Source organism: Desulfosarcina sp. BuS5, assembly GCF_028752835.1.
Classification (GTDB): Bacteria; Desulfobacterota; Desulfobacteria; order Desulfobacterales; family BuS5; genus BuS5.
In genome coordinates this window covers 1,695,188-1,717,569 of record NZ_CP087952.1, presented here as the reverse complement: position 1 = coordinate 1,717,569, position 22,382 = coordinate 1,695,188, and the positions used below count along the sequence as shown (strand labels likewise).

The 22,382-nt window shown below is 42.8% G+C and carries 19 protein-coding genes and 1 riboswitch; of the genes, 1 reads left to right on the top strand and 18 read right to left on the bottom strand.

The window, feature by feature from the left end; all coding sequences use genetic code 11:
- Positions 1 to 67: 67 nt before the first annotated feature.
- Complete coding sequence (locus BuS5_RS08530) at positions 68 to 784, bottom strand: ABC transporter ATP-binding protein (protein WP_027354801.1); 717 nt, start codon at positions 782 to 784, stop codon at positions 68 to 70.
- 181 nt (positions 785 to 965) lie between these two features.
- Here BuS5_RS08530 and BuS5_RS08525 point away from each other — a divergent pair, with 181 nt between their 5' ends.
- Positions 966 to 2,120, top strand: a complete 1,155-nt coding sequence (locus BuS5_RS08525) for an IS4 family transposase (protein ID WP_036019371.1) — start codon at positions 966 to 968, stop codon at positions 2,118 to 2,120.
- Here the strand turns inward: BuS5_RS08525 and BuS5_RS08520 are convergent.
- From BuS5_RS08520 to BuS5_RS08440, 17 genes are all read right to left on the bottom strand, one after another.
- On the bottom strand, positions 2,103 to 2,870 hold the full coding sequence (locus BuS5_RS08520; protein WP_035264975.1) for an ABC transporter permease: 768 nt from the start codon (positions 2,868 to 2,870) through the stop codon (positions 2,103 to 2,105). The genes BuS5_RS08525 and BuS5_RS08520 overlap by 18 nt on opposite strands.
- A 106-nt stretch (positions 2,871 to 2,976) precedes the next feature.
- Complete coding sequence (locus BuS5_RS08515) at positions 2,977 to 3,216, bottom strand: hypothetical protein (RefSeq protein ID WP_035264979.1); 240 nt, start codon at positions 3,214 to 3,216, stop codon at positions 2,977 to 2,979.
- Positions 3,217 to 3,359: 143 nt separating this feature from the next.
- The gene (locus tag BuS5_RS08510) at positions 3,360 to 4,076 is read right to left on the bottom strand and encodes an FmdE family protein (protein ID WP_027353590.1); all 717 of its coding nucleotides are present in this window, start codon (positions 4,074 to 4,076) and stop codon (positions 3,360 to 3,362) included.
- A gap of 11 nt (positions 4,077 to 4,087) precedes the next feature.
- Positions 4,088 to 6,142 carry a TonB-dependent receptor plug domain-containing protein gene (locus BuS5_RS08505; RefSeq protein ID WP_274428145.1) on the bottom strand — a complete coding sequence of 685 codons (2,055 nt, stop codon included), beginning with the start codon at positions 6,140 to 6,142 and terminating at the stop codon, positions 4,088 to 4,090.
- Positions 6,143 to 6,341: 199 nt separating this feature from the next.
- Positions 6,342 to 6,521, bottom strand: a riboswitch (cobalamin riboswitch).
- A gap of 231 nt (positions 6,522 to 6,752) precedes the next feature.
- Entirely contained in the window at positions 6,753 to 8,324 is a 1,572-nt protein-coding gene (locus BuS5_RS08500) for a carbon-nitrogen hydrolase family protein (protein WP_198012222.1), read from the bottom strand.
- A gap of 68 nt (positions 8,325 to 8,392) precedes the next feature.
- Entirely contained in the window at positions 8,393 to 8,767 is a 375-nt protein-coding gene (locus BuS5_RS08495; RefSeq protein WP_027353593.1) for a type II toxin-antitoxin system VapC family toxin, read from the bottom strand.
- The gene (locus BuS5_RS08490) at positions 8,754 to 8,990 is read right to left on the bottom strand and encodes a type II toxin-antitoxin system Phd/YefM family antitoxin (protein WP_027353594.1); all 237 of its coding nucleotides are present in this window, start codon (positions 8,988 to 8,990) and stop codon (positions 8,754 to 8,756) included. Before BuS5_RS08490 ends, BuS5_RS08495 begins: the two co-directional genes overlap by 14 nt.
- 90 nt (positions 8,991 to 9,080) lie before the next feature.
- Complete coding sequence (locus tag BuS5_RS08485; RefSeq protein WP_051374687.1) at positions 9,081 to 9,902, bottom strand: adenosylcobinamide amidohydrolase; 822 nt, start codon at positions 9,900 to 9,902, stop codon at positions 9,081 to 9,083.
- A gap of 357 nt (positions 9,903 to 10,259) precedes the next feature.
- Positions 10,260 to 10,874 (bottom strand): ABC transporter ATP-binding protein, encoded by a 615-nt coding sequence (locus BuS5_RS08480; protein ID WP_084445798.1) that lies wholly within the window; start codon positions 10,872 to 10,874, stop codon positions 10,260 to 10,262.
- Positions 10,871 to 11,908 carry an ATP-binding protein gene (locus BuS5_RS08475; protein WP_027353595.1) on the bottom strand — a complete coding sequence of 346 codons (1,038 nt, stop codon included), beginning with the start codon at positions 11,906 to 11,908 and terminating at the stop codon, positions 10,871 to 10,873. The genes BuS5_RS08480 and BuS5_RS08475 overlap by 4 nt, the downstream gene beginning before the upstream one ends.
- Positions 11,908 to 13,959, bottom strand: coding sequence for a putative cobaltochelatase (locus tag BuS5_RS08470; protein WP_027353596.1), 2,052 nt, complete (start codon positions 13,957 to 13,959; stop codon positions 11,908 to 11,910). The genes BuS5_RS08475 and BuS5_RS08470 overlap by 1 nt, the downstream gene beginning before the upstream one ends.
- Before the next feature lie 30 nt (positions 13,960 to 13,989).
- Positions 13,990 to 14,691 carry an ABC transporter ATP-binding protein gene (locus BuS5_RS08465; RefSeq protein WP_274428144.1) on the bottom strand — a complete coding sequence of 234 codons (702 nt, stop codon included), beginning with the start codon at positions 14,689 to 14,691 and terminating at the stop codon, positions 13,990 to 13,992.
- A gap of 50 nt (positions 14,692 to 14,741) precedes the next feature.
- The gene (locus BuS5_RS08460; RefSeq protein WP_035264983.1) at positions 14,742 to 15,791 is read right to left on the bottom strand and encodes a FecCD family ABC transporter permease; all 1,050 of its coding nucleotides are present in this window, start codon (positions 15,789 to 15,791) and stop codon (positions 14,742 to 14,744) included.
- Positions 15,788 to 16,885 (bottom strand): ABC transporter substrate-binding protein, encoded by a 1,098-nt coding sequence (locus BuS5_RS08455; protein WP_051374688.1) that lies wholly within the window; start codon positions 16,883 to 16,885, stop codon positions 15,788 to 15,790. Before BuS5_RS08455 ends, BuS5_RS08460 begins: the two co-directional genes overlap by 4 nt.
- Positions 16,886 to 16,918: 33 nt before the next feature.
- Positions 16,919 to 19,033: a TonB-dependent receptor gene (locus BuS5_RS08450; protein WP_051374689.1), complete on the bottom strand. Its 2,115-nt coding sequence runs from the start codon at positions 19,031 to 19,033 to the stop codon at positions 16,919 to 16,921.
- A 186-nt stretch (positions 19,034 to 19,219) separates the two neighbouring features.
- Positions 19,220 to 20,899, bottom strand: coding sequence for a TonB-dependent receptor plug domain-containing protein (locus tag BuS5_RS08445; protein ID WP_035264985.1), 1,680 nt, complete (start codon positions 20,897 to 20,899; stop codon positions 19,220 to 19,222).
- A gap of 138 nt (positions 20,900 to 21,037) precedes the next feature.
- Positions 21,038 to 22,273, bottom strand: a complete 1,236-nt coding sequence (locus tag BuS5_RS08440; RefSeq protein WP_027353599.1) for an ATP-binding protein — start codon at positions 22,271 to 22,273, stop codon at positions 21,038 to 21,040.
- Positions 22,274 to 22,382: the final 109 nt, after the last annotated feature.

The window sequence follows — 22,382 nt, the reverse complement described above, 5'->3', positions numbered from 1 at the left end:
CATGCGATAAGGGGCAACCACAAGGGTTGCCCCTGCAAGTATCAACAATTTTTTCTATTTTTCAGTATTACCTGAAGTATGAAAAATGATCGTATAATTGTTTTTCTATTTCCAGGATATCGGGGTTACGCAAATTACGTTCGCCGAGGGGCACCCTGTTTTGAATATATTTTTGAATCCGGGCCGGCTTTTCACTTAAAACAAAAATGTCATCTCCCAGTATCAAGGCAGCGTGGATGTCATGGGTTACAAAAAAAACAGAGCGCTGGTTTATGCCCCAAAGTGCGGTAAAAGATTTAATCAGGGATGCTTTCAGATCAAGGTCCAGGGACTTGAAAGGCTCATCCATCAACATTATTCCGGCAGGAAAGGCAAATGCCCGCGCAATTGCAACCCTTTGTTTCATGCCGCCGCTTAATTTGGAAATATAAAAATCCCGGTACTCCCATAGTCCTACAATTTCAAGGTTTTTTCTGATAACATCCCTTCTTTGTTCCGGTGTCATTTTATCCTTTAATACAAAATCAATATTTTCCTCAACGGTCTTCCATTTCAAGAGCCGCGGTTCCTGAAAAAGATAGCAGGTATTATCCGGCGTAAACCCGGTCAGGCTGCCGGCATCTGGTGTTGTAATTCCTGAAAAAATATTGAGCAGGGTGGTCTTGCCGCAGCCTGACGGCCCCAGCAAACAGACAATTTTGTTATCGTCTACATCAAATGAAATATCTGCCAGCACTTCAAGCTCGTCATAACGCTTGCTTATTTTATTTACAGTAAAAGGCATTATTGATTTGTCCTGATTATTTCCATTTTTCTATTTTTTGTCAGTAGTGTCCGGTTAGGTTTTTGCATGTTATATGGGATAAAAAAATTAGAAAAATGTTCATTTTTTACTTGACAAACCAAATAAAAATTTTTTATCGTTTTGTTATAAAATATAATTATAACAAGGAGTTAAGACAAAAATGGACATATTCAATATCCCAAAAAAGAATTTTAATCCCCAATCTCATGCTCGATTTCTCAAACCTTTGCAAAAGATTTTTCCTGACACGCCACAGCTTAAATCCCGAGGTCACAGGCCATTGAAAATGACTTTTGAAGATCAGCTTCACGCACTGATATTTTTCCATCTACAAGAACATGAATCAGCTCGTGATCTTATTCAACACCTTAAAGAAGACGATTTTGCCAAAGAATGTGTCGCTCCAGATGGAGGGATCAGTCGTAGCAGTTTTTCCGAAATTATCAATTCTCGAGGGCTTGAACAGCTTGAATATGTTTTTCAAGCTCTTTGCAGCCAGGCACAAAATGCTTTACCATCAAATTATTCAGATCTCGGTGAACTCGTTTCCATTGATGGATCTTTAATTGATGCAGTTCTGTCCATGTACTGGGCTGATTACAGAAAAGGCGCTAAAAAAGCAAAAGGCCATTTCGGCTTTGATGTCAATCGCAAGATTCCTATAAAAATTCATCTGACAAATGGAAATGGCGCTGAACGCCCCTTTGTCAGGTCTATCCTTACAAAAGGCCAAACAGGAATCATGGATCGGGGGTATCAATCACATAAGGATTTTGATCTTCTTCAGGATGAAAAAAAACATTTTGTTTGCCGCATCAAAGCGAAAACAACAAGAACTATTATCAAAGAGCAGCCTGTTGATCCCGACAGCTATATTTTTTATGATGCTGTGGTTCTTCTTGGCACTCCTGGGGTAAACCAGACCAGAAAGCCGGTTCGACTGGTTGGTTATAAAATTGCCGGTGTCAAATATTTTGTGGCAACTGATCGTTATGATCTTACAGCCGAGCAGGTTGCAACCGTTTATAAGCTTAGATGGGATATCGAAACTTTTTTCAAATGGTGGAAGAAACATTTAAAAGTGTACCACTTGATTGCTCACAGTAGATATGGCCTGATGGTTCAAATCCTTGCGGGGTTAATAACCTACCTGCTTATGGCCATATACTGCCATGAACAGTTTAATGAACCTGTATCAATAAAGAGGATTCGTCAGCTTAGAAATACCATCCAGAACGAATTACGTACTGACGAAAAAAACGTATGGTCTAATAATCTGATTATCAAAGAGCAAATGCTATATGCAAAAACTTAACCGGACACTACTGATTTTTTGTCGCAAAAAATTTAACGAGTAATCAAAAAAGGAGGATATCAGAATAGCAATAATCGTCCAGGCAAATACTCCGGCCGTATTCAGGTTGATCTGCTCCATATGCAGGCTGGTTCCGATACAGTTTTTGGGCTGGCTTAATACTTCCGCTGCGATAATGACTTTAAGATTCAATCCAAGAGCCGTAGCCGCACCCGCAGTCAGATAGGATGAAAGCGAGGGCAGGTAAAGTTCAGCTATAATTCTTTTCTTTTTAACCTGATACATCCTTGCCATTTCAAGTAATTTACCATCCACGTTTCTGATACCCTCCACAATGTTGGTATAGAGCAGGGGGAAAATAACCAAAAAGCCCACCAGGATCGGCGCAATTTCAGTATGCAGCCAGATCAGTGCCAGGAGAATAATCGACATGGTCGGCGTAGCCTTGGTGATACTCACCAGCGGCTTGAAAAGAATAAACGCGGGTCTGCAAGCACCCCCGATAATTCCCAGAAAGAGCGCTGAAAAAAGAGCAACAAAAAATCCGGTCAGGCTTCTTGCAACCGTATGCCAAACCCTGGTAAGAAAATCGGGTTGAACCAGCAGCGTAAAACAGGCTTTAAGTGTCTCTTCCGGTGAGGGTATGATAATCGCTGCATCCACCAATAAAGAGAGTATTTTCCATAGCGCAAGTAAAACCAGCAGAGAAAAAGCAACAGTAAGATTATTTTTGTAAATAGAAATCCGCATCAGGTATCCTGCCGCCGATGGTTTCCGGAGAAAATTCAAATAGAATCTGAAAAAAGGTCTCCAAATCCTTTTTGGCAGCCAGGGTTGGAACAAATCTCAAACTGCATCAAGGAACCCCTTTATTATATAATTTTGCCCCCATATTGGTGGGCATAATTATAAAATCAACCTCGCCCGAGATGGCTTTGGCCGCGATCAGGTCCGGGGATCTGACAGATTCATATTCAGCAACAACATTTTTTCCCAACGTTGGGTGTTCCACAAACATTTTGATCATGCTTATGGTGCTGTGTCCGTCAACTGCGGCAATTTTCAGGTGTAATGGAGCCTGCAAGGAAGAAGCCATGGCAAATTTAGATATCCCGGCAGGATTTAAGAAAAACAAAAATAAAAAAATCACCTTAAAGACAAGGCATGCCTTGGCTCTAGTGTTTGTTAAATAACAATCTCTTTTTTTCATTATGTTCTATTTTTTTTACCTCAATTGTGTCATTTTTCAGGAGACTCAGGGAATTGGTACCCTTCCATGGGTATAATTTCTATTACGCCCTCAGGAGTTTCCATCAGGACTTTTTCTACCATGGTATTAAGTATGCTCCAGTTTTTTTCTTTTTCCCGGGGTGAAGCATTGCCTTGTAATATTTTTTTTGAAATTTTTTTTATTTTTTTTATTTTTTTTTCAGGAATGAGTTTAAATTTATTATAAACTCCTTTTACTGCTTTTCCTGTATCTTTGCGTTGAAACACCATTACATATTGACCGTATTTTTTTGGTTTTAAAGAAGGATCAATCACCAGGTCGCAAGCATTGATTTCACCACGGCCGTAAAGCGGACGTACTCCTGTGATGTATGAGGTAACCTCCATAAGCTCAGTGGCAGCAGCCGTTGCGGAAACACGGATTTGCCCACGTTGAGGGATGCTGTTCGGATAAAGAGCATCCATGGCCTTTTTTGTAAGCATATATCCGGCAGCCATGCTGGGACAGATACGACCACTGTAAAGAGCCACATCTGTCAATTTAATGGTAAGCATGTTTGCCCCTTCGGGCATTGAACCTGCCATCACGGCCATGGGATCAATGATCAGAATTTCAGGCGCCTGACTGTAAAATTCAGGCCATGGATTGGCAGCCATGGAATAAACAGTTGTTGATATTGCTGATAACGCAATTGCAATTATTGTTAATAGACATTTTTTTAACATAATAAATCCTTTTAAAATTCAATCTTGAGGCCGGCCAGGATATTCAGGCCGGGGCAAGGACTATGGTTATCTTTCACTTTCAGATGCTCATGATATTGTTTATTAAAAAGATTTTCAACATTTAAGGTAAGGGTAATATTTTCAAAATAACCGGCAGGGAGTTTCATTCCGCTTCTTATATTGAAAACGGAATAGCCTGCTGTATCATCCTCCCAGGGAGCCGTGTGATCCTGCTTGTCAAAAATCTGTGCTTCCAGTTCCAGCCAGTATTTTTTCTTGCCATTCTCCAAATGAAACCTTACACCTGCCAAACCATTTAAAGGCGGAATATCTATTAAATAGTCATCGTTCTCAGTATCTTCACCTGTAACGTAGGCCAGGTTGCCGAAAAGCGTCATCCATTCGAGAAGATCATATTCGGAGGAAGCTTCAAAACCATAGAGTTCCGCATCGGCTATATTGATATAGATTTCTTTTTTCTTGCCCATCCAGAAGTCATTGGGAAATATTTTTGCACTTATAAGGTCTTTGACCTGATTGTAATAAATATTAAACATGCCTCTGAATCTCTGATAATTCAGTTTAACGCCAAGGTCAAAATTATATGATTGTTCCGGATCAAGCTCCGGGTTTCCATAATAAGCCGTTGTTGCTCCCCAGCGGATGGCATACAGCTCCATAATCGTAGGCGCCCTGAATCCTGAGTTGGCATTGGCCGTAAGATGAATATTGGGGGTCAATGCGTATAACAGCCCAAGATTATAAGTAAATGCATCGAATTTTTCATCCGACACCTCAATATTATCCAATGTTTCTACAGGCCCTCCCGGGGTATATTTTACAACTTTAAACGGCAAGTCCTTGCTGGACGTTTCAATATGATCATATCTAACTGCAAGGGTCAGGGTGGTTTTATCACCAATGAAAATTTCATCCTGGGCAAAAATGCCATACAAATCAGTTTCTGCATCGGGTATCGGTTCAAAATCCAGATTTAGTGCTTGCGCATCATTTGCAATTTTAAAGCTCTTTAAGGTTTCGTCTGAGTTTGATGTTTCATGTGAATAAGTAAAACCTGTAAGCAGCCTTTGGTTTCCCTTTATATTAATAAAGTTATGCATGTTGACACCGCTTGAGTGTGTATTAACATGGCTTGTTTTCAAAGAATACATCGGCTTGGCATCTGAAAAGGCCTTTCCCTCAACTCTTCTTTCCTGCTCTGTATGGAAAGCATCAAAATGGATGGAATCAAAAAAACCTATATTTTTTCCATCATAGGCTAATTTATAGGTCTGGTTATCATATTCGGTATAACGGAAATAAGGAGAATCCGGTTTAAACGTAACTCCCATATCATCAATCTCATTATCCCTTATGGTCAAGGTTACAAAATGATCCGGATTAAAATAATAATGGGATTTCAAATCAAAAGACTGGTTTTTAAATTGTGAATTATTTACATCATCTCTATTGCCATCCTCATAATTATCATTGTCCCGGCCCGCAGCGCTCAGCATAAAATCAAATCCGTATCCGCCTCCGCTCAAGCGGTATCTGCCGTACCAGCCTTCGTTAACTGAAGAATAGAGGCCTTCCGCTGAATTGCTGAAAGTCCATTCATCCTTAAGCGCAAAAGAGGGCTTTTTGGTAATGATATTTATCACGCCCCCTAAAGCATCGGTGCCATACAAGACCGAAGCAGGGCCTTTTATTACTTCTATTCTTTCAATTTCTCCCATATCAATAATAGGAGCCATCGGATCTGATTGCCTCCAGATATTATTGCTTTCCCGAACTCCATCAATCAAAACAAGTGTCCGGCTCAGACCTAATCCCCTGACGGTGGGAATGGTTGTCCATATCCCCGATGTTGACATGGAAACACCTGGCAGTCTTTGTAAAACCTGTCCCGGAGTTGTTGGTGTGTTTTTCTCAATTTCCCCTGATGTAACCACCTCCATAGGCGCTGCCACATCAAATACTTTTTTTTCATCTTTGGTGGCGCTTACCACCATTTCGTCCATGACATAAGCCTGCTCACCCGCAAAGACGTCAGCAATTATCATGGTACTGATGACTCCGCTGAAATATAAAATTTTCAACCAATTACCACACATACTTGCCTCCTTAATAATTGTGAAAAATTAAACCTGTACCCTGAAACAAAAAATCCCGAAGTCCGGTTAATAAACCAGGCTTCGGGATTCCCATCTTTACCCGATAGCTTATGTTCGGTTCTTACTATTCCCCTTAAAAACCAAACCTATATTCTGTATATCATGAGCAGGTCTTCTGACTTCCGGATCATCCTACTTCCTGCGCCTTCCCGGAATTTATCCAGTGGCCGATTGCAGGTTTCGTTCCCGGTTACAGAGGTGGGTCCGTCCCCGATTCACACGAGGTTCCCTATTAATTCAACACGAAACTCAAGATAAAAAAACGCCCAAATATTATAGGCTATATATTTTACAATATTTTTATAACAAATATCTGTAATTTTGTAAAATAATTTAATAGGATGCGGCTAAGCGGCATAAAGCAGCTTTTTACGAGTGCATCAAAATTAAATTAAGTCCTTAACTTAAGTCAAGTTTATCAGCCAGGCGCGATTTAAGGAATCTCCCATAGGGCTCGATAAAAAATAACTTGGCATTTTTGCATCTTTGCATCCCAACTTCACCCGCCGGCGCCTAAAATCAGCTCAAAATCGACCCTGTCCTGAAAACTTTTTTTCCTGGTTTTGACCGTATCAATTTCGCATGAAAATATTCCAGTACCCTTGAATAATTTTTTTTTCCATAGCAGGTGCCCCTCTGGCGGCATATAAAACGCTGCCCCGTTATTGGCGCAAACAGCCACGGCAATATTTTCGGTGGTTTTAATTCTTGCTGAAAGTCTCTTTTTAAAATCAAGCTGATCCAGGGGCAAGAGAACCAGATCACACCCGGTCTTGGCCAGCGCAAGGGCAAGCTCCGGATGTTTAAAATATTCAAAAGGGACTATTGCAATTTTGGCTGTTCCGGATTTAATAACAGGAAAAGGAATTTCGGTATTCTGCCCGGAATCTCCAATAGTATATTTCAGGATTTCATCATAGGTAACCAGGATATAATCTACCAAACCCTTGCTGCGTTTTACTGCAACTGCAAAGCCGGTTTGATATTTTTCAGCCAGTCTTTTCACTTTGCTCAAATTAAAATCACCGGCGTTCATTTCCGGCAGCAGATAAAAAATCGGGCCTTTATTTCTATATTTTACCATATTCTTTTCAATCGATGCCGCGTCAAATTTTCCATCTTCAGGCACAACAAGTTCAAGATTCAAGGTTCCGGGCTGCGGAAGTTCATAATAATCCGTCAGATCACTGACAAGCCGGCGGTCAAGATAGATTGACCGGTAAAACAATAGGTTCCGCTTTGCCAGAATAGTTTGCCGTTTAATTCCTGCAAGTTTTCCGTTTTTATCAAGAGGAATTTCAGCCATAAATAAACGGGAATCTTCATGCCTCCCTTCAAAAAGAAGATCACCTGCCGGATCAAAAAGATATGAGGCCGATTTACGGCAATCCATTACAAGATCTTGCCCGGTGCGGTTGCATGCAGCCAGGAAAAATCCGTTTTCCATAGCTCTGGCACGCCATAAATCTCCGGGATCAAGATCACCCGGCGGCCAGTTAGCAGGTACCAGCAGCAGGTCAACACCTTTTAAAGCCATGGAACGGGGCAACAGGCCATAATAAGTATCAGAGCAAATCAGCAGCCCTACCCTGCCCCAGCGTGTATCAAAAAAACCCTTCTGGTCCGCGCGGCCAGGACATGACCAGCGTGATTCAGCATTTATCTTTCTATAGGTGCATATCCGGCGGCCGGCCGGATCAATAACAATGGCGCTGTTGTAATAAATCCATGTTGCGTCATCACGTTCTGCCAGGCCGATTATAATATAGGCGCTATGCGCCTTTGCTATCTCAGATAAAGAGGTCAGCAGGCAATCGTCTTTTGATATTGCATATTCGGCAATATCATCCCTGGATGAAAAAGAATATCCGGAAACCGCCAGTTCAGGATTTAAAATCAGATCAGCGCCCCGGTTGGCTGCTTTCCGATTCAACTCAATAATATTTTGGCGGTTTGCCTCCAAATTCTTGTGCCGGACATTCAAATGGATAAAGGCAATTTTCAACTTATTTTCAGTCCGTTGTTTTTTCGAATCATGATCAATAGCCTCAACCTTGGACTTGCTTTGCATGCAGCCACCGGCAAGAATAAAAATTATAAATATTACCAACTTTATTTTTGAAATAGGGGTCAAAAGGCTTACCATATTGCTTTTTCATAATTTTTTAAAATATTTTGATCTTTTGTCACCAAAATATTTTGATTTATCATTGCATTAGCAACAATAATGCGGTCAAATGGATCACGGGTCCAGGAAAAATTTAAAGCGCTGCTTACAATGGTATTAAAGCTTTTGTCGCATATTTTAAGTCCGATTCGATCTGATAGATCAAATACGATTTCATTGGCCTCATCTGTGATACGTTGAATTTCAAACAAATATTGTAACTCCAAACGTACTACAGATGAAATAAAGACTTCATGGTCATTTATCAGTTCCTTGGCCGGTTCACTTAACTTTTCTACTTTTCCTGCATACAGCCATACGACTATGTGAGTATCAAGGTAAATCAAGATTTATCTCCTTTTCCCAACTAATACTTACAAGATCGTTCGGATTTCCTTTAATCACATTTGGCCTTGAAACTAAATTTTGCAGTTTGTTTGTCTTGCCTGCGGGCACGATTCTCAGTTTTCTGCCTCCCTTATTAATTTCAATCGGGATGCCCGTGTTTAATACTTCATCAAGCAGATTGTATATATTTCCTCTTAATTCAGTTGCTGTAATTGTTTTCATCGCTATCCTCCTTACGAAAGGTACGTACGCTACATTGTATAGATACGTTCATCATGAAAGAAAAGTCTATTTAAGTCAAGAAAAAATGGATTAATTCAAAGGAATATCTATGATGCCTCCCGAATTGCCTGACCGGCGCACTTGTCTAAATCCGGATGGTTTCTCATTTTTTTTCCATTTTTCCTCAAACCCCATAGCCATGCAGCAATAAATAAACTCCAGGAAAGCCGACTTTTCCAGCCTTATTTTTTTGTTAGGCAACCTGTTTTTATACAAGATGAACCGGTCGTATTTTCCTGATACCGCTGCTGCCAGGTGTGCTCCGTAAGTGGTAAATATTTCCACAAGGCAGGTTACCGGCAGAATCCGCTGGATAAACTTGTCCCGCATATGCACGAGAGCGGCCGCAGCCGCTACGGTTATGGGATCAGAATTAATGCAATCAAAATTATTCATTAAAAGCGCAGCCTGCTCTTTGGAAAGAAATACGGACATCCCTTCTTTTATACCTTTTTCATCAGCGCCGAACCTCTCAATATGTACCAGTACTGATCTACGGTTTAAAGGAGTAATTCCATTTTGAAGCTCCAGGGCGCCGGCCACCGCCATTTTTACAGTTCTTCCGATCAATTCACCCAGTTTTGTATGTTTGCCGGCTCCGGTAAGAGGTGTTTTTCCGGTCAGCCGGGAGGCCACCGCTATCTGATCTGTGCCGGTACCGGTGGCAAGACCGTCCGAATAGCAGGAATTAACATTAAGATCCTGAAGTGCCGCAGTTTTGGCTTCGGTGGCCATCATAACAGACCGAACCATGGCGCCTGGGGTTAGTTCCATATTTATGCAGAGAATAGTGTTAATTGTGCCGCATGGCTCTTTTGCCTCTAGACCCGCTGACTCAAATTTACCCTCCATTTCGTATAAAGTATAAAAATCTTGAAATAGCTTGCTATTCCTGCAACTTTTATACTTTTAGATCGAACAAACCTAACCTAAATCTGTGCGCCTACTTGTGGAAGTTATTTCGTCCCCGTTCCTTAACGGCGCCGGCATCTTTTCTGATATAATGATATTTTTTTATACTACCCTGTTTATCACCTCCTTTTCTTATCGGCTCTCAATCCCTTGCCTGGTTCAAGAAAAGCGACCCTATCTGCTAAAAATTCCGCCTCTTCAATATAATGGGTCGTCAGCAATTCCCGATGAGGTCATAGCTACTTGATATTATTGCTTTTTTTCAAAAAAATTTTTGCGAGTCCTAATCAGAAAATACTAATAATTTAAATATATTATCTTACTTTTGGTCGGGAATTGCTGATGGGTCGTTAAAAGGATGGTGGTACCTCTATTTTGAATTTTTTTTATCAATCCCCAGATCCGCCTGCGGATTTCGGCATCCAATCCTACTGTAGGCTCATCTAAAAAAAGAATCCGTGGGGAATGAACCATCGCTCTTGCAATCATCAAGCGCCGCTTCATACCTCCGGAAAGCTGTTTTACAAGACTCTTTTTACGGTCAATAAGGTCTACATAGGCCAGGAGTTCGTCTATTTTTTTTCTCCGTTTAGCAGAAGACATATTAAAAAGCCGACCGTGAATATCCAGGTTTTCAAAAATCGTGAGTTCCTGGTCCAAATTAATCGACTGCATGACCATACCGAAATGTTTTTTGGCCTTGAGGCTTTCTTTTTCAATATGAAAACCGCCCAGCCAGGCATCGCCTCCAGAGCGCCTGGTAAGTCCGCTTAAAATCCGGATGGTTGTTGTTTTGCCGGCCCCGTTAGGACCAAGATATGCAAATAGTTCACCTGGAGGAACCCTGAAGCTAACCCCTTTTAAAGCATGAATATTTTTGTATGATTTTTTCAAATTTTCTATCCGGATCATTTTGTTCCCCGCAGGTTTTTCACATTTTCTCCAATCTCCTGGAGCGGCTGACGCCGCACCCTGTGCGGCAAAACCAGTTCCGCTGCAAGCTCGATGTCTGCGGAAACTACTTCCCTTCGGCCATTCCAGGCGGAAAGTGTCTTGGCTGTTTTCAGCATGATGATGTCTCCCCGATGACCGTCGACACCCACGTCAAGGCAAAAAGAAGTGATTTCAAACAAAAGCCGGCGTTCAATGGTTACCTTTGGATAGAGTGTAATTGCCTGCTCAATCTTTTTGGTCAGTTCTTTTGAAGCGGTCTCCCACTCTTTACAAAAAGCAGCAGGTTCTTCATCAAAGGCCGCCCGCCTCTCCATAATAGCCACCCGGTCTTCGGGTTCCCTGGCTCCTTCGATCAATACGCACAGCCCGAACCGGTCCAGAAGCTGGGGCCGCAGCTCTCCTTCTTCAGGATTCATGGTTCCCACCAAGGTAAAGCGTGCGGGATGAGAAAATGAGACCCCCTCCCGTTCAATGGTGTTGACCCCCATGGCCGCAGAATCTAACAGCACATCCACCACGTGATCATCCAGAAGGTTTACTTCATCCACATAGAGGATTCCCCTGTGGGCTGCTGCGAGAATACCCGGTTCAATCTGTTTTTCACCTTTTTTAAGGGCCTGCTCCAGATCCAGGGTCCCTACGACCCTGTCTTCGGTGGCGCCAACCGGCAGCTCCACCACGCGCACTTTGCGTTTCACTTTTTTTATCGATTCCAGCGAAGAAATATTTTTGCCGTACGCGGCCAGCATACATTCCCTGTATAGATCGGATTCATCCTCTGGGGCAAATTGGAACGGATCATTTTCAAAGACCTCGATCTCCGGCAAAACATCTGCCAGCGCCCGCACCGCAGTCGACTTTGCAGTCCCCTTTTCTCCACGGATCAAAACTCCTGAAAGGGTTGGATTTATAACATTTAAAATCAGGGCAAGTTTCATGTTTTCCTGTCCGACAATCGCTGCAAATGGATAAACCAGTTTGTTTTTTCCCATTATTTCTCCTTGATAATATTAACCAGTTGGTCAGCCTTAAGCTCTTCGATTCTAAAATACCGTGCCCCCAGCGCTCCGGCAAGACGACCGGCCAAACCAAAATTAACGAGTCCGGGTTCCTCGGTATCGACTACAATATAGACCACACGCTTATCCGCGGCCATTTTAACGGCAAAGTCAAAGGTCTCTTCAACCGGTTTTTGATCCCCTATGGCCGCATTGCTTTTGCCGTCTGTGATGATAATTACAATCGGCCGGGCAGAAGGATCCCGTAAAAGATAGTTCCTGACCTGTTCATGGGCTGCGGCCAATCCCGCTGAAAGTGGCGTCCTGCCGCCCACGGGCATTTCCGCCAGAAGTTTTCCTGCAAGCTCCACGGAAGAAGTGGGCGGTAAATTGACAAAAGCCTCGTTTTTACGAAAAGAGATCATTGCCACCTTGTCCCGTTTCTGGTAGGCATCGAGAAGCAAAGACATAATTGCGCCCTTAGAGGCCGCCATCCTTCCCCTTGCCCCCATGGAACCGCTGGCATCCACGGCAAAAAGAAGAAAATTTCCGATCCGCTTTTCTCTGACCTTTTCCTGGATATCCTCTTTTTTTAAAACTACTGCCAATCCGTTTTCCTTTTTTCTTGCAAGCTGATGCGGAGCAGCAGCGCGCAGCGTGGCATCGAGAGCAATATCATCGTTCCTGTTTCCGGATACACTCTTGATGTAACGCCCCTGTTTTAAGGAAACACGGGTACGGGATCGTCGTCCTGACCCACGGCGGGAAACCCTGTCCCTTGGGGATACAATTTTTTTTACCGCAAAGGTAGAGCCTACTTCAAATATCTGCTCTGGAGATGTTGTTTCTCCAGGCTGCTCATGATCATCTGTTTTATCCGGGTCGTCCGGCTGTTCGCCGGAAGATTGCAGTTCTTCATTTCTTCCTGTTTCAGACTGCTCATTCTGTTCGCTATCCGATTCGTCAGTTTCAGGCATCTGATCCTGTTTCCGTTCATTTTCATCAGTATCGGCATTCGTCTCTTCAGACGATTTTTCTTCAGACTGATCCGGTGGAGGCGGCGGAGGAGGAGACTGTTGCGCATCCCGTGTCCGATGGACAAGCACAAAAGGGGCAATCTTTACAATATCATCCGTGGTGATTTCAAAATGCCCCTGCAATGCGGCATAGGCCCTGGCCGCCTGCTCCATGACAAGATCTGCCCTATGGCCTGCCACCATATTTTTTGTGCACAGCTCGGAAATAAAAGTTCTTAAGTGTTTAGGACACCTGACTCCGGCAAGAGATTCCATCGCCGTTGCGATCTGCTTTGCGACCTGATGATTTTCTTTTTTAAACCGATTCATAAACCCTTTAAAATCAAGATCAAAGCTCTCACGCCTCTGGATCAGCTCAACCCGTTTTTCAATTTCCGGTTCCCCTGCAACATCAACGCAAAGGCCGAATCTGTCGAGAAGCTGGGGCCGCAGATCTCCCTCTTCAGGATTCATCGTTCCTATCAGAACAAATGAAGACGGATGTTTAAATGAGATTCCTTCCCGCTCAATCCGGTTTTCTCCGGAAGCAGCCGCATCCAGAATGATGTCCACGATATGATCGTCTAAAAGATTTACCTCATCCACGTAAAGGATCGACCGATTGGCTTCAGCCAGAAGTCCAGGAAGAACAGAACGTTTCCCTTTCCTGACCGCCAGGCTGAAATCAATTCCACCGACAACCCTGTCTTCCGTGGCATTAAGGGGCAGGGTTACCACCCTGACTTTACGGTGTTGAATTTTATGTTCGGATTCTTGTTCCCTGCATTTTTCACACATTTTGTCCCGGTCATCCGGATCGCAAAAACAGGGGCATCCCGCAACCACCCTGATATCGGGCAGCAACGCTGCCAGCGCCCGGACCGCAGTCGACTTTGCAGTACCCTTTTCTCCACGGATCAGTAGACCGCCAATCTTCGGGTTAATCGCATTCAGCAGCAACGCAAGCTTTAAATCTTCCTGTCCGACAATGGCTGCAAATGGATATGTTTTTTTAACTTTCGATCTCATAATCATTTTTTTCCGTGTCCCTAACAGTTTTTATTCCGGAATTGCCGTTACATATCCATCTAGCCTGTAAAGTTTGATCCGGATACCAAAAAGGGCTGACAAGTTATCCGGGGTAATCACCTCCATCCCGCCGGAAGCCATGACCCGGTTGCCCTTCAATAAGGTAAAACTGGAAGCATAGCGCAGGGCCAGATTGATATCATGCATAGCAATGACAGTGGTCAGTGCGTACTCGGCGGTTTCCTGCCGTATAATCTCCATAACTTCAATTTGATTTTTCAGATCCAGATTACTGGTGGGTTCGTCCAGGAGCAGAATCTCCGGCTTTTGGACCAATGCCCGGGCAATAATCGTTTTCTGCAGTTCTCCACCACTCAAGTGAGCCAGAGGCCGAAGGGCCAGGTCCCCAAGATCCAGTTTTTTCATAACGGCAAAGACAATTTTTTCATCCTTAATTCCGAAGTTCCATTTCAGATGGGGTTTACGGCCAAGCAAAACATAATCCGTAACCGTTAATTCACATCTTTGCTGTTGCTGCGCGACATAGCTTATGCGCTTGGCAATCTGATTCAAAGTTAGATCGGCCAAGTCTTTACCTGCCATCAGAATGCTACCGGATCGGGGTTTCAATAAACGGTTTAACAATTTCATCAAAGTCGATTTTCCTGCTCCATTGACCCCCAGGATAATATGTACCTGACCTGCATTTAAGCAACAGGTCAAATCTTCCAAAACTACCTTCTGCTCATATCTATAAGCAAGACTATCGATTTCAATTCTCATCAGTTATTCCCTTTGCCAAAAAGCAGAAAGAGAAAAACAGGCGTTCCAAAAAAGGAAGTTACAACCCCGGCCGGCAGCGCCACAGGGTCAAGAACAAACTGGCCGAGCAGGTCGGCGGCCAGCAACATTACAACCCCTGAAACGGCGGCCAGAGGAAAAAGCAAACGATTATCAGAACCGATCAGGCGGCGTCCAATATGAGGAGCAACCAGACCGACAAAACCCAGGATGCCGAAAAACGTAACGATTACCGCAGTTGTCAGGGAAGCCATAAACATGCTGATCAGTCGCAGCCGGTTAACATTGACCCCAAGACTCCGGGCGACATCACCACCAGCCAGCAAAGCATTATAATTATGGCGGTTAAAGAAAAAATAGATAGAGGTTAGAAAAATTACACCAGCCATCAATCGCAGATCGGACCAGGAAGCCCGGGCCAGGTCACCAAAGGTCCAATGAACAATTAAAGCCAATTGGGTTTCATCGGCAAAATATTGAAGGAAAGTAGTACAGGCCATGAACAGAGAGCTTAAAGCCACCCCGGCCAGGATAATTGATTCCGGCCCGGCCCGGCGGAGCCGGGCCAGCAGGATAATGGCAAAGGTTGTCAGCAGGGAAAAAACAAAAGCCGACAGGTTGATAAATGTCGTAGAATCCAGAAAATTGAGATAACCCGGTAATCCGGAAACAGTACCTATTAAAGTAATGCCCAGAGATGCCCCGAAAGCTGCCCCCTGGGCAATCCCTAAAGTCGTTGGTGCAGCCAGTGGATTATGCAGAACCGCCTGGAGCACGGCCCCGGCCAAGGCCAGACCGGTTCCCCCCAGCAACGCCCCTATTAGACGAGGCAGACGGATCTGCCAGACAACCAAAAAGGCCGAGCCGGAATCTTCAAAAAACAGAATATTGAAAATTCTATTTACAGAAATATCGGTAGTTCCGCTCAAGATTACCATAGCAAAAGCAGGCAGCAAAAGCACTGCACCAGCCACTACAATCATTACAAGGCGCCGACGGTTAGAATGATAGGCAATTCTTATCGAGTTCATTGAAGTTCCGCCAGAGGTTTAAATCCGCCAAAGATCTTTGCCATTTTTTTGTAAAGCGGACATCCGACAAAAAAAGTATAGAGTGCATCAGACAACGCCGGGATCCCGATATCCTGAAAACGATCAGGGTATAAGGTCTTGCCGATATAGTAGGTTTCTGCCAATACAGTGGCCGGAGCGGTAGCATAATAATGGGGCATGAGACCGTAGACCTTTCCGGCCCTGATCGCAGGAAGTTCCCGGTATAAAGGCTCTTTCAACTCCCGGGAAACAAGCTCAATGCCGCTTTCACAGATAAAAACCACCTCGGGAGCGAGGTTGATAAAAATCTCTCGTTTGATTGACAAACGTCCTTTAACCAGTTTTTTTGTAATCGGTAGAGCATCAACAACATTATCGGCATGGATCAGTTGAAAAGGAGGATACTCCCGGCTGGTGCCCAGAATGCCGTGCGCCACCTTAAACTGGATACCCCCAAGATAAACCTTCTTTCTCTTTCCCAGAGCAATACCACCAGTCCGCTGTTCAAGATCAACCAGACATTCCTTAATTTTTCCTGTCAAGGAGTTAGCGCGCTTCTCTTTTCCGCAAAGCTCTCCAACCAGTTGCAATGATTTGAGAAATCGTTTACGACCCGCGCCCAAATCACCAAGATCAAGCACAACCACAGGAATTCCAGTCTGACGCTGCAATTGTTTCGCCATTCGCACCGCCCCGCTGCCGATAAAAATTATATCAGGATGCAGCTTGATTATCTTCTCGGGTTGGGGTTTATTACGGGAGCCGATAACCGGGAGATTCCCCAGTTGCGGGTTGGCCATGCGGTAAGGACGGCCCTGGGATCCAACCCACCGGTTAGAGACCGCTTCATGATGTTCAACCCCGACAACCCGGTCGACCAGATCAAGATAGCATACAATACTCAAAGCTCCACGCAGGGCGATAATCTGCCCCACGTTGTCCGGAACCTTAATGGTTCTTCCAGCAAGATCCGTAACGGTCTTAGCCATAACAGGTACCACAGAAAAAATTATCATCATTGCCCATATCAGCAAAACACTGAACCAGACAGATTTAAACCTGGATATCAACATTTAAAAAACCTCCATTATTCGATTTTATTTGATTTAAAAATATATTTTTAACGAAGTGATTACATTAAGTCCCGGTTCAGTAAGAAAGTCCTTATAGTTTAAATGACTGCGATATTTTTTATCGAAAAAATTTTCCACATTCAGTGACAAAGTAATATCTTTCATACCGGCATAATCAAATTTGATTCCACTACGCAGATTAAAAAGGGTATAACCCGGGGTTTTTTCTTCACCATCTGCTGGATGATCTTGGGAATCATACATATTGCTGCTGAATTCAAACCAGTATTTCAGTCCCCTGGATACACCCTTCCAGCGGAGTCCCAAAAGTCCGTTCAGCGGAGGAATCTTGTTGAGACGGCTATGGGTATGACGTTCCCGACCTTCAACATAAGCCAGATTGCCGAAAAGAGTTAGTTGTTTCAGAATATCGAACTCAAGGGAACCGTCGGCGCCATAAAGTTCGGCATCAGAAATATTGACATATTCATGAGCTTCCAGGCCGGCAAATGTTGCCCCCCGATTTACCAAATCAATATAGTCATTGACGCGGTTGTAAAAAGCGCTGAAAGAACCCCGCAAACGGAGATAATTCAGTTTAAACCCTGTATCGACATTATAGGAGTATTCCGGATCCAAATTCGGATCTCCCAACAAGATATAAGATCCTCCCCTGGTAGAATAGAGTTCAAAAATATCGGGGGCCCGGAAACCTGAGGAAAAATTCGTAGTCAAATGAATATTTTCGTTCAAAGCATAGAGCATACCCAGATTGAAAGTGACAGCATCATCGCTTTTACTCTTAAAATGGTTGGGATCACTTTTGACTTTTTTAACGGTTTGCCCAGTCGGATTATACGATTCGGTTTTAAAAATTACATCATCAGCATCAGCGGAAAAATAATCATAACGCAAACCGGCCAGAATTGTAAATGAATCACCCAAATCCAGCTCATCCTGGGCAAAAACACCAAAATGGTCACGCTTGGCATCGGGCAAGGGCTTAAAAGTTAAAATTTTAGCGGTAATATCTTTGTTATTTTTTTTCTTGATCTGCTCTTCATCACCATCACAGTCTTCATGGACATACTCGACTCCAGTGATCAAACGATTATTTTTCCCCAAATCAATACGTGTCTGTAAACTCGAACCCAGAGCGGATGAATCAATATCATTGCTTTTTAAGGTATGCATGGGTTTGCTTGAGCTAAACATTTTACCCTTATATTTTCGTTTCTGATCAACATACCAGGTACGCAACTGCAAATCATCAATCAAGCCCAGATTACGACCATGATAAGCCAATTTGTAAGTATCTGTGTCAAATTGGGTAAAGTGTGAATACTCAGCCCCTTGTTTGAACGGCACTCCCATATCATCTATATTATTACTCCTTACGGAAAAGCTTAAGTCGTTATTATCGTTAATAAAATAACGGCCCTTGAAATCTATGTTAACGGCTTCATATTGACTGTTATCAATATCGTGACCGTCACCATTCTCATAGTCATCGGCGTCCCGCCCTGATACAGCCAGTCCAAAATCAAAACCATAACCACCCCCACTGAGGCTGTAACGGCCAAACCGGCCATCATCAACAGATGAATAACGGCCTTCCGTAGAATTCAGAAAAGTCCATTTATCTTCTTGAGCAAAATCTGGTATTTTGGTAATAATATTGATTACTCCACCCAGAGCATCTGTGCCGTAAAGCACCGATGCCGGGCCTTTAATAACCTCGATCCGTTCAATATTGCCAACATCAACGAAAGGTGTTAATGGAGCACGGCCGGCCCAAAGATTATTTTCCCGGTCACCATCAATTAAAACCAAAACCCGATTACCACCCAGCCCCCGGATTACCGGAACCACCTCCCACATTCCGGCACTGGAAAGGGATACGCCAGGCAGATCTTCAAGAGGTTGAGCTGCCGTTGCCGGGTTGTTAATCTCCAATGTCCGGGGTGTCACTACTTCCACCGGGGCTGATACATCAAAGCTTTTTTCTTTTATCCGGGTTGCAGTCACCACAATCTCATCCAGTGTTGTTTCCCCTCCAAACAACCCGTTGACACCCAAAAATGAAAATAGCACAAATATGACAAAAACATTTACCAAAAAACTTTTTTTCAACCAGTTACCACACATTTCTTTTCTCCTTTTAATAATTGATTAATTCAGCAATCCCTTCTCTTAACTATTGCCTGAAGGAAAACTATCTATCACGTTGATAAAATAACTATTTCCAGCTTTTTTTCTAAACGAAGATTTAAAGCGATTAGCTTTTATGCGTTAGATATTAGCTCTAAAAATGTTCTATTTTTCCTTTAACATTTAAAACCTATAATTAAGACCGCAAATCCAGGTTAGGGGCGGCGCAAGCCAGCCGTCGCCGTAAAGGTATGTTTTGTCCCCGATATTCCTGACCTCTCCAAAAAATTCCACCTGACCGTACCTGCCCGCAGCCCTGACCGGGCTGTACTCAATCCTGATGTTTCCGATAGTCCGTTCCGGCACCGAATTTTTATTGTCAGTGCGGGTGTACTGTTTTGTTTCATACTTCAGGTTAAAAATTATGGAGAGTTCCTTTACCGGTCTATAAGACAAGTCTGTATACACCCGGTGTCTTGGCTTACAGGGCATCCAAAGCCCGGTATCCTCGTTTATGGCTTTAAGATATGTATATGTCGTTTTTAAATACAGATTCTCCATAATCTTTACATTCAAAAAAATATCTCCGCCCTTGTAAGTCACCTCCCCGAAATTTTCATACCTGCCGATGCCGTCGTCTCCCAGCACATAGGCGATTCGATCTGTAATCCGGTTATTAAACAAAGACGTTCCGAAGGAGAGGCGGGGTGATATTTCGGTAAAAAACGAAAGGCTGAAATTGTCGGCGATTTCCATGTCAAGACCCGGATTAGGTTCCTTGGTGGCGGTTTTATCATAGCGCTGGTAAAAAGAAGGGATGTTATTGGTCCGGCTGTAGATAAATGAAAGAGACCATTTATCTTTTTTATATGAAATTTTTGCTTCCGGATTGACGGTATTATCAAATTCCGAATAGACGCTTCCCCGAAGTCCGAAAGAAAAGGTTACCGGCAGCGTTTCAAATGAAACAGCATCTGTGGCAAACAGGGAAGCCGAATGCTCATTTGTGGTGGCAAAACGGCTGCTTTCCGCTTCTCCCCATCTAAAAGCAGCGCCGTAATTTACAGTTCCCAGTTTGTCGAACCGAATCGAAGTGGAAATATCTTCACCAAATTTTTTAACGGTTATGGTGTTGTCAACTGCCCTGTCCGGATCCCGGTTTTTGTTTTCAGCCTTATTATAAAAAGTTTCGCTCGCTATCTCTTTTACTTTTGCAATCAAGGCATAAGAGAACATTTTACTTTTTTTTCGTGAATGGGGGGTAGGGTATTCAGGACGGCCGCTCAGGCCGCGGTCATCTTTCAGATAATCGGCTGAAAGCGCCAGGCTGAATTCATTTCCCGGGGTATATTCAAGTTTGCCGCCGGCCCGTTTTTTTTTCCGATCACCATTATCCTGATATCCTTTGGTGTAATCATATCCCGAGGATAGGGCAACTCCGAAAGCGCCCTTCCTTGCCCGGCAATTACCACTGTAGCTGGAGGTGTCATAATTCCCCCGGTATGACTTTACATTTCCATGGAGGGTATCAATTTTTCCTGTAGTAATCAAAATAACGCCGCCGCTTGCATCATCACCATATTTTAAAGCGCCTTTTCCTTTGTGAATTTCAATTTTTTCTATGGTTTCAATAGATACAAGGTCGAATTTAACAGAGCCGTGACTGGAAGTGGGGTCATTAATCGGCCTGCCGTCAAGCATAACCTTTACTTTATAGGAACCGCGGATCGACACGGAAGTATCCCCGGCCTTTAACCCGGAAACCTGGTTGAGTACGTCGGAAATCTTGCGTACATTCATTTTTTTTATCTCATCGGCAGTTATGACAATAGAGTCCGTATGCTCAAGCGCAAAAACCGGCATGCAACTCCATGAAAAAATCCCAAAAAAAACAACTGCAAACGCACATGACACACGGCCGGGCTGATAGTTCCATCTCCTGTTCCGCAAGTTCTTCAATCTCCCCTTCCATCTTTAGATATGCCTCGCACCTTTATTGTCCTAATACAAAAAACCAAACAACCATAACGGAATTTTATTGCCGATTCCTGCTTCTATGTCATCAATTGCAAGAAAAGAATCGTTTATATTTTTTATCTGCTTAAAGCTTTTATTTTTGCCCCCGATTTCAAAGGTATATTTATTGTCAATATAAAAATCTCCCTTTGGGGGCATTGAAACTTTATGCATAACTGAAAGCATATTGATAAAAAATGTTTCGCGTATGGTTCCCCTGTTTTCTTTATCTTTGCCGCTTATTGCATATATCTGATTCGGGTTGTTAAGATATATTTTTTCCGGTTTTTCCAACGCTCCAAGTCTAGTCCCTTTTTTTGTAAGAGATAAAATTACTCCTCCGTCTTCAAGGTACTTAAGATAATTTTTGAGAGTACGTTCATCTCCAATTTCGACGATTCTTTTGAGTCGTTTTAAATCAGGTGTAAATGGAACGGATTCTGCGATAACGGCAAGGAGTCTTTTGATTTTTTTTATACTGCTTCCATTTAATGTCGGGTATATGGATAAAAGATCGCTTTCTATTGTTGTGCGGATACTTTGTTCCAAAGTTATATAATATAGCGAAATATCGTCAAATTCCGTGAAATAGGGAAAATATCCAAACTGAAGATACTCTTTGAAAAGCGCTAAAATTTTTTTCTTTTTGCTTTCCACTGCTTCAATAATATCGTATGAAAATTTTTCATGCTCTTCTAATATGCTTTTTAAAACAAACGCTTCAATTTTAATGCCTGTTGCCAGGTCTATGTATTCTCTGAAGGAAAGCCCTGTCATTGAATAAACTACGGCTCTTCTGCTCAAATCGTGGCTGCCCTTCTGAATTTCCATGGCGGAACTTCCTGAAGCAAGAATAATCAATTTTTGAAAGCTGTCATAAACACTTTTCAATTCACCTGACCAGCCTGCATATTTATGAATTTCATCAAAACATATCATTTTACCGCCAAGGTTATAAAACTCTTCAGCAATTTCATAAAGACTTCTGCCTCCTACAATAAAATGATCGACAGGAACATAAAGCGCATTTTTGGTAAAAATATCATCATTATTTGCTGATAATATTTTTTGAATCATTGCTGTGGTTTTGCCGACGCCTCTCTGTCCGATAATAATGGAAAACCTGCTCGCAAGCGGATATTTTTCAATAAAATACCGTTTGTAAGGCTTGTTGAAAATTTTTAAAAAATTTCTGCTAAGTTTGAAAACATCATCTAACATTTTTGGGTCCTGAAGTTTTTCCTAAACCGATCAATAGGACTATCATACTATAATAAATAAAAAATAATAGTAACACAGTACTATTATTACCCTATAATTAATGTAATGC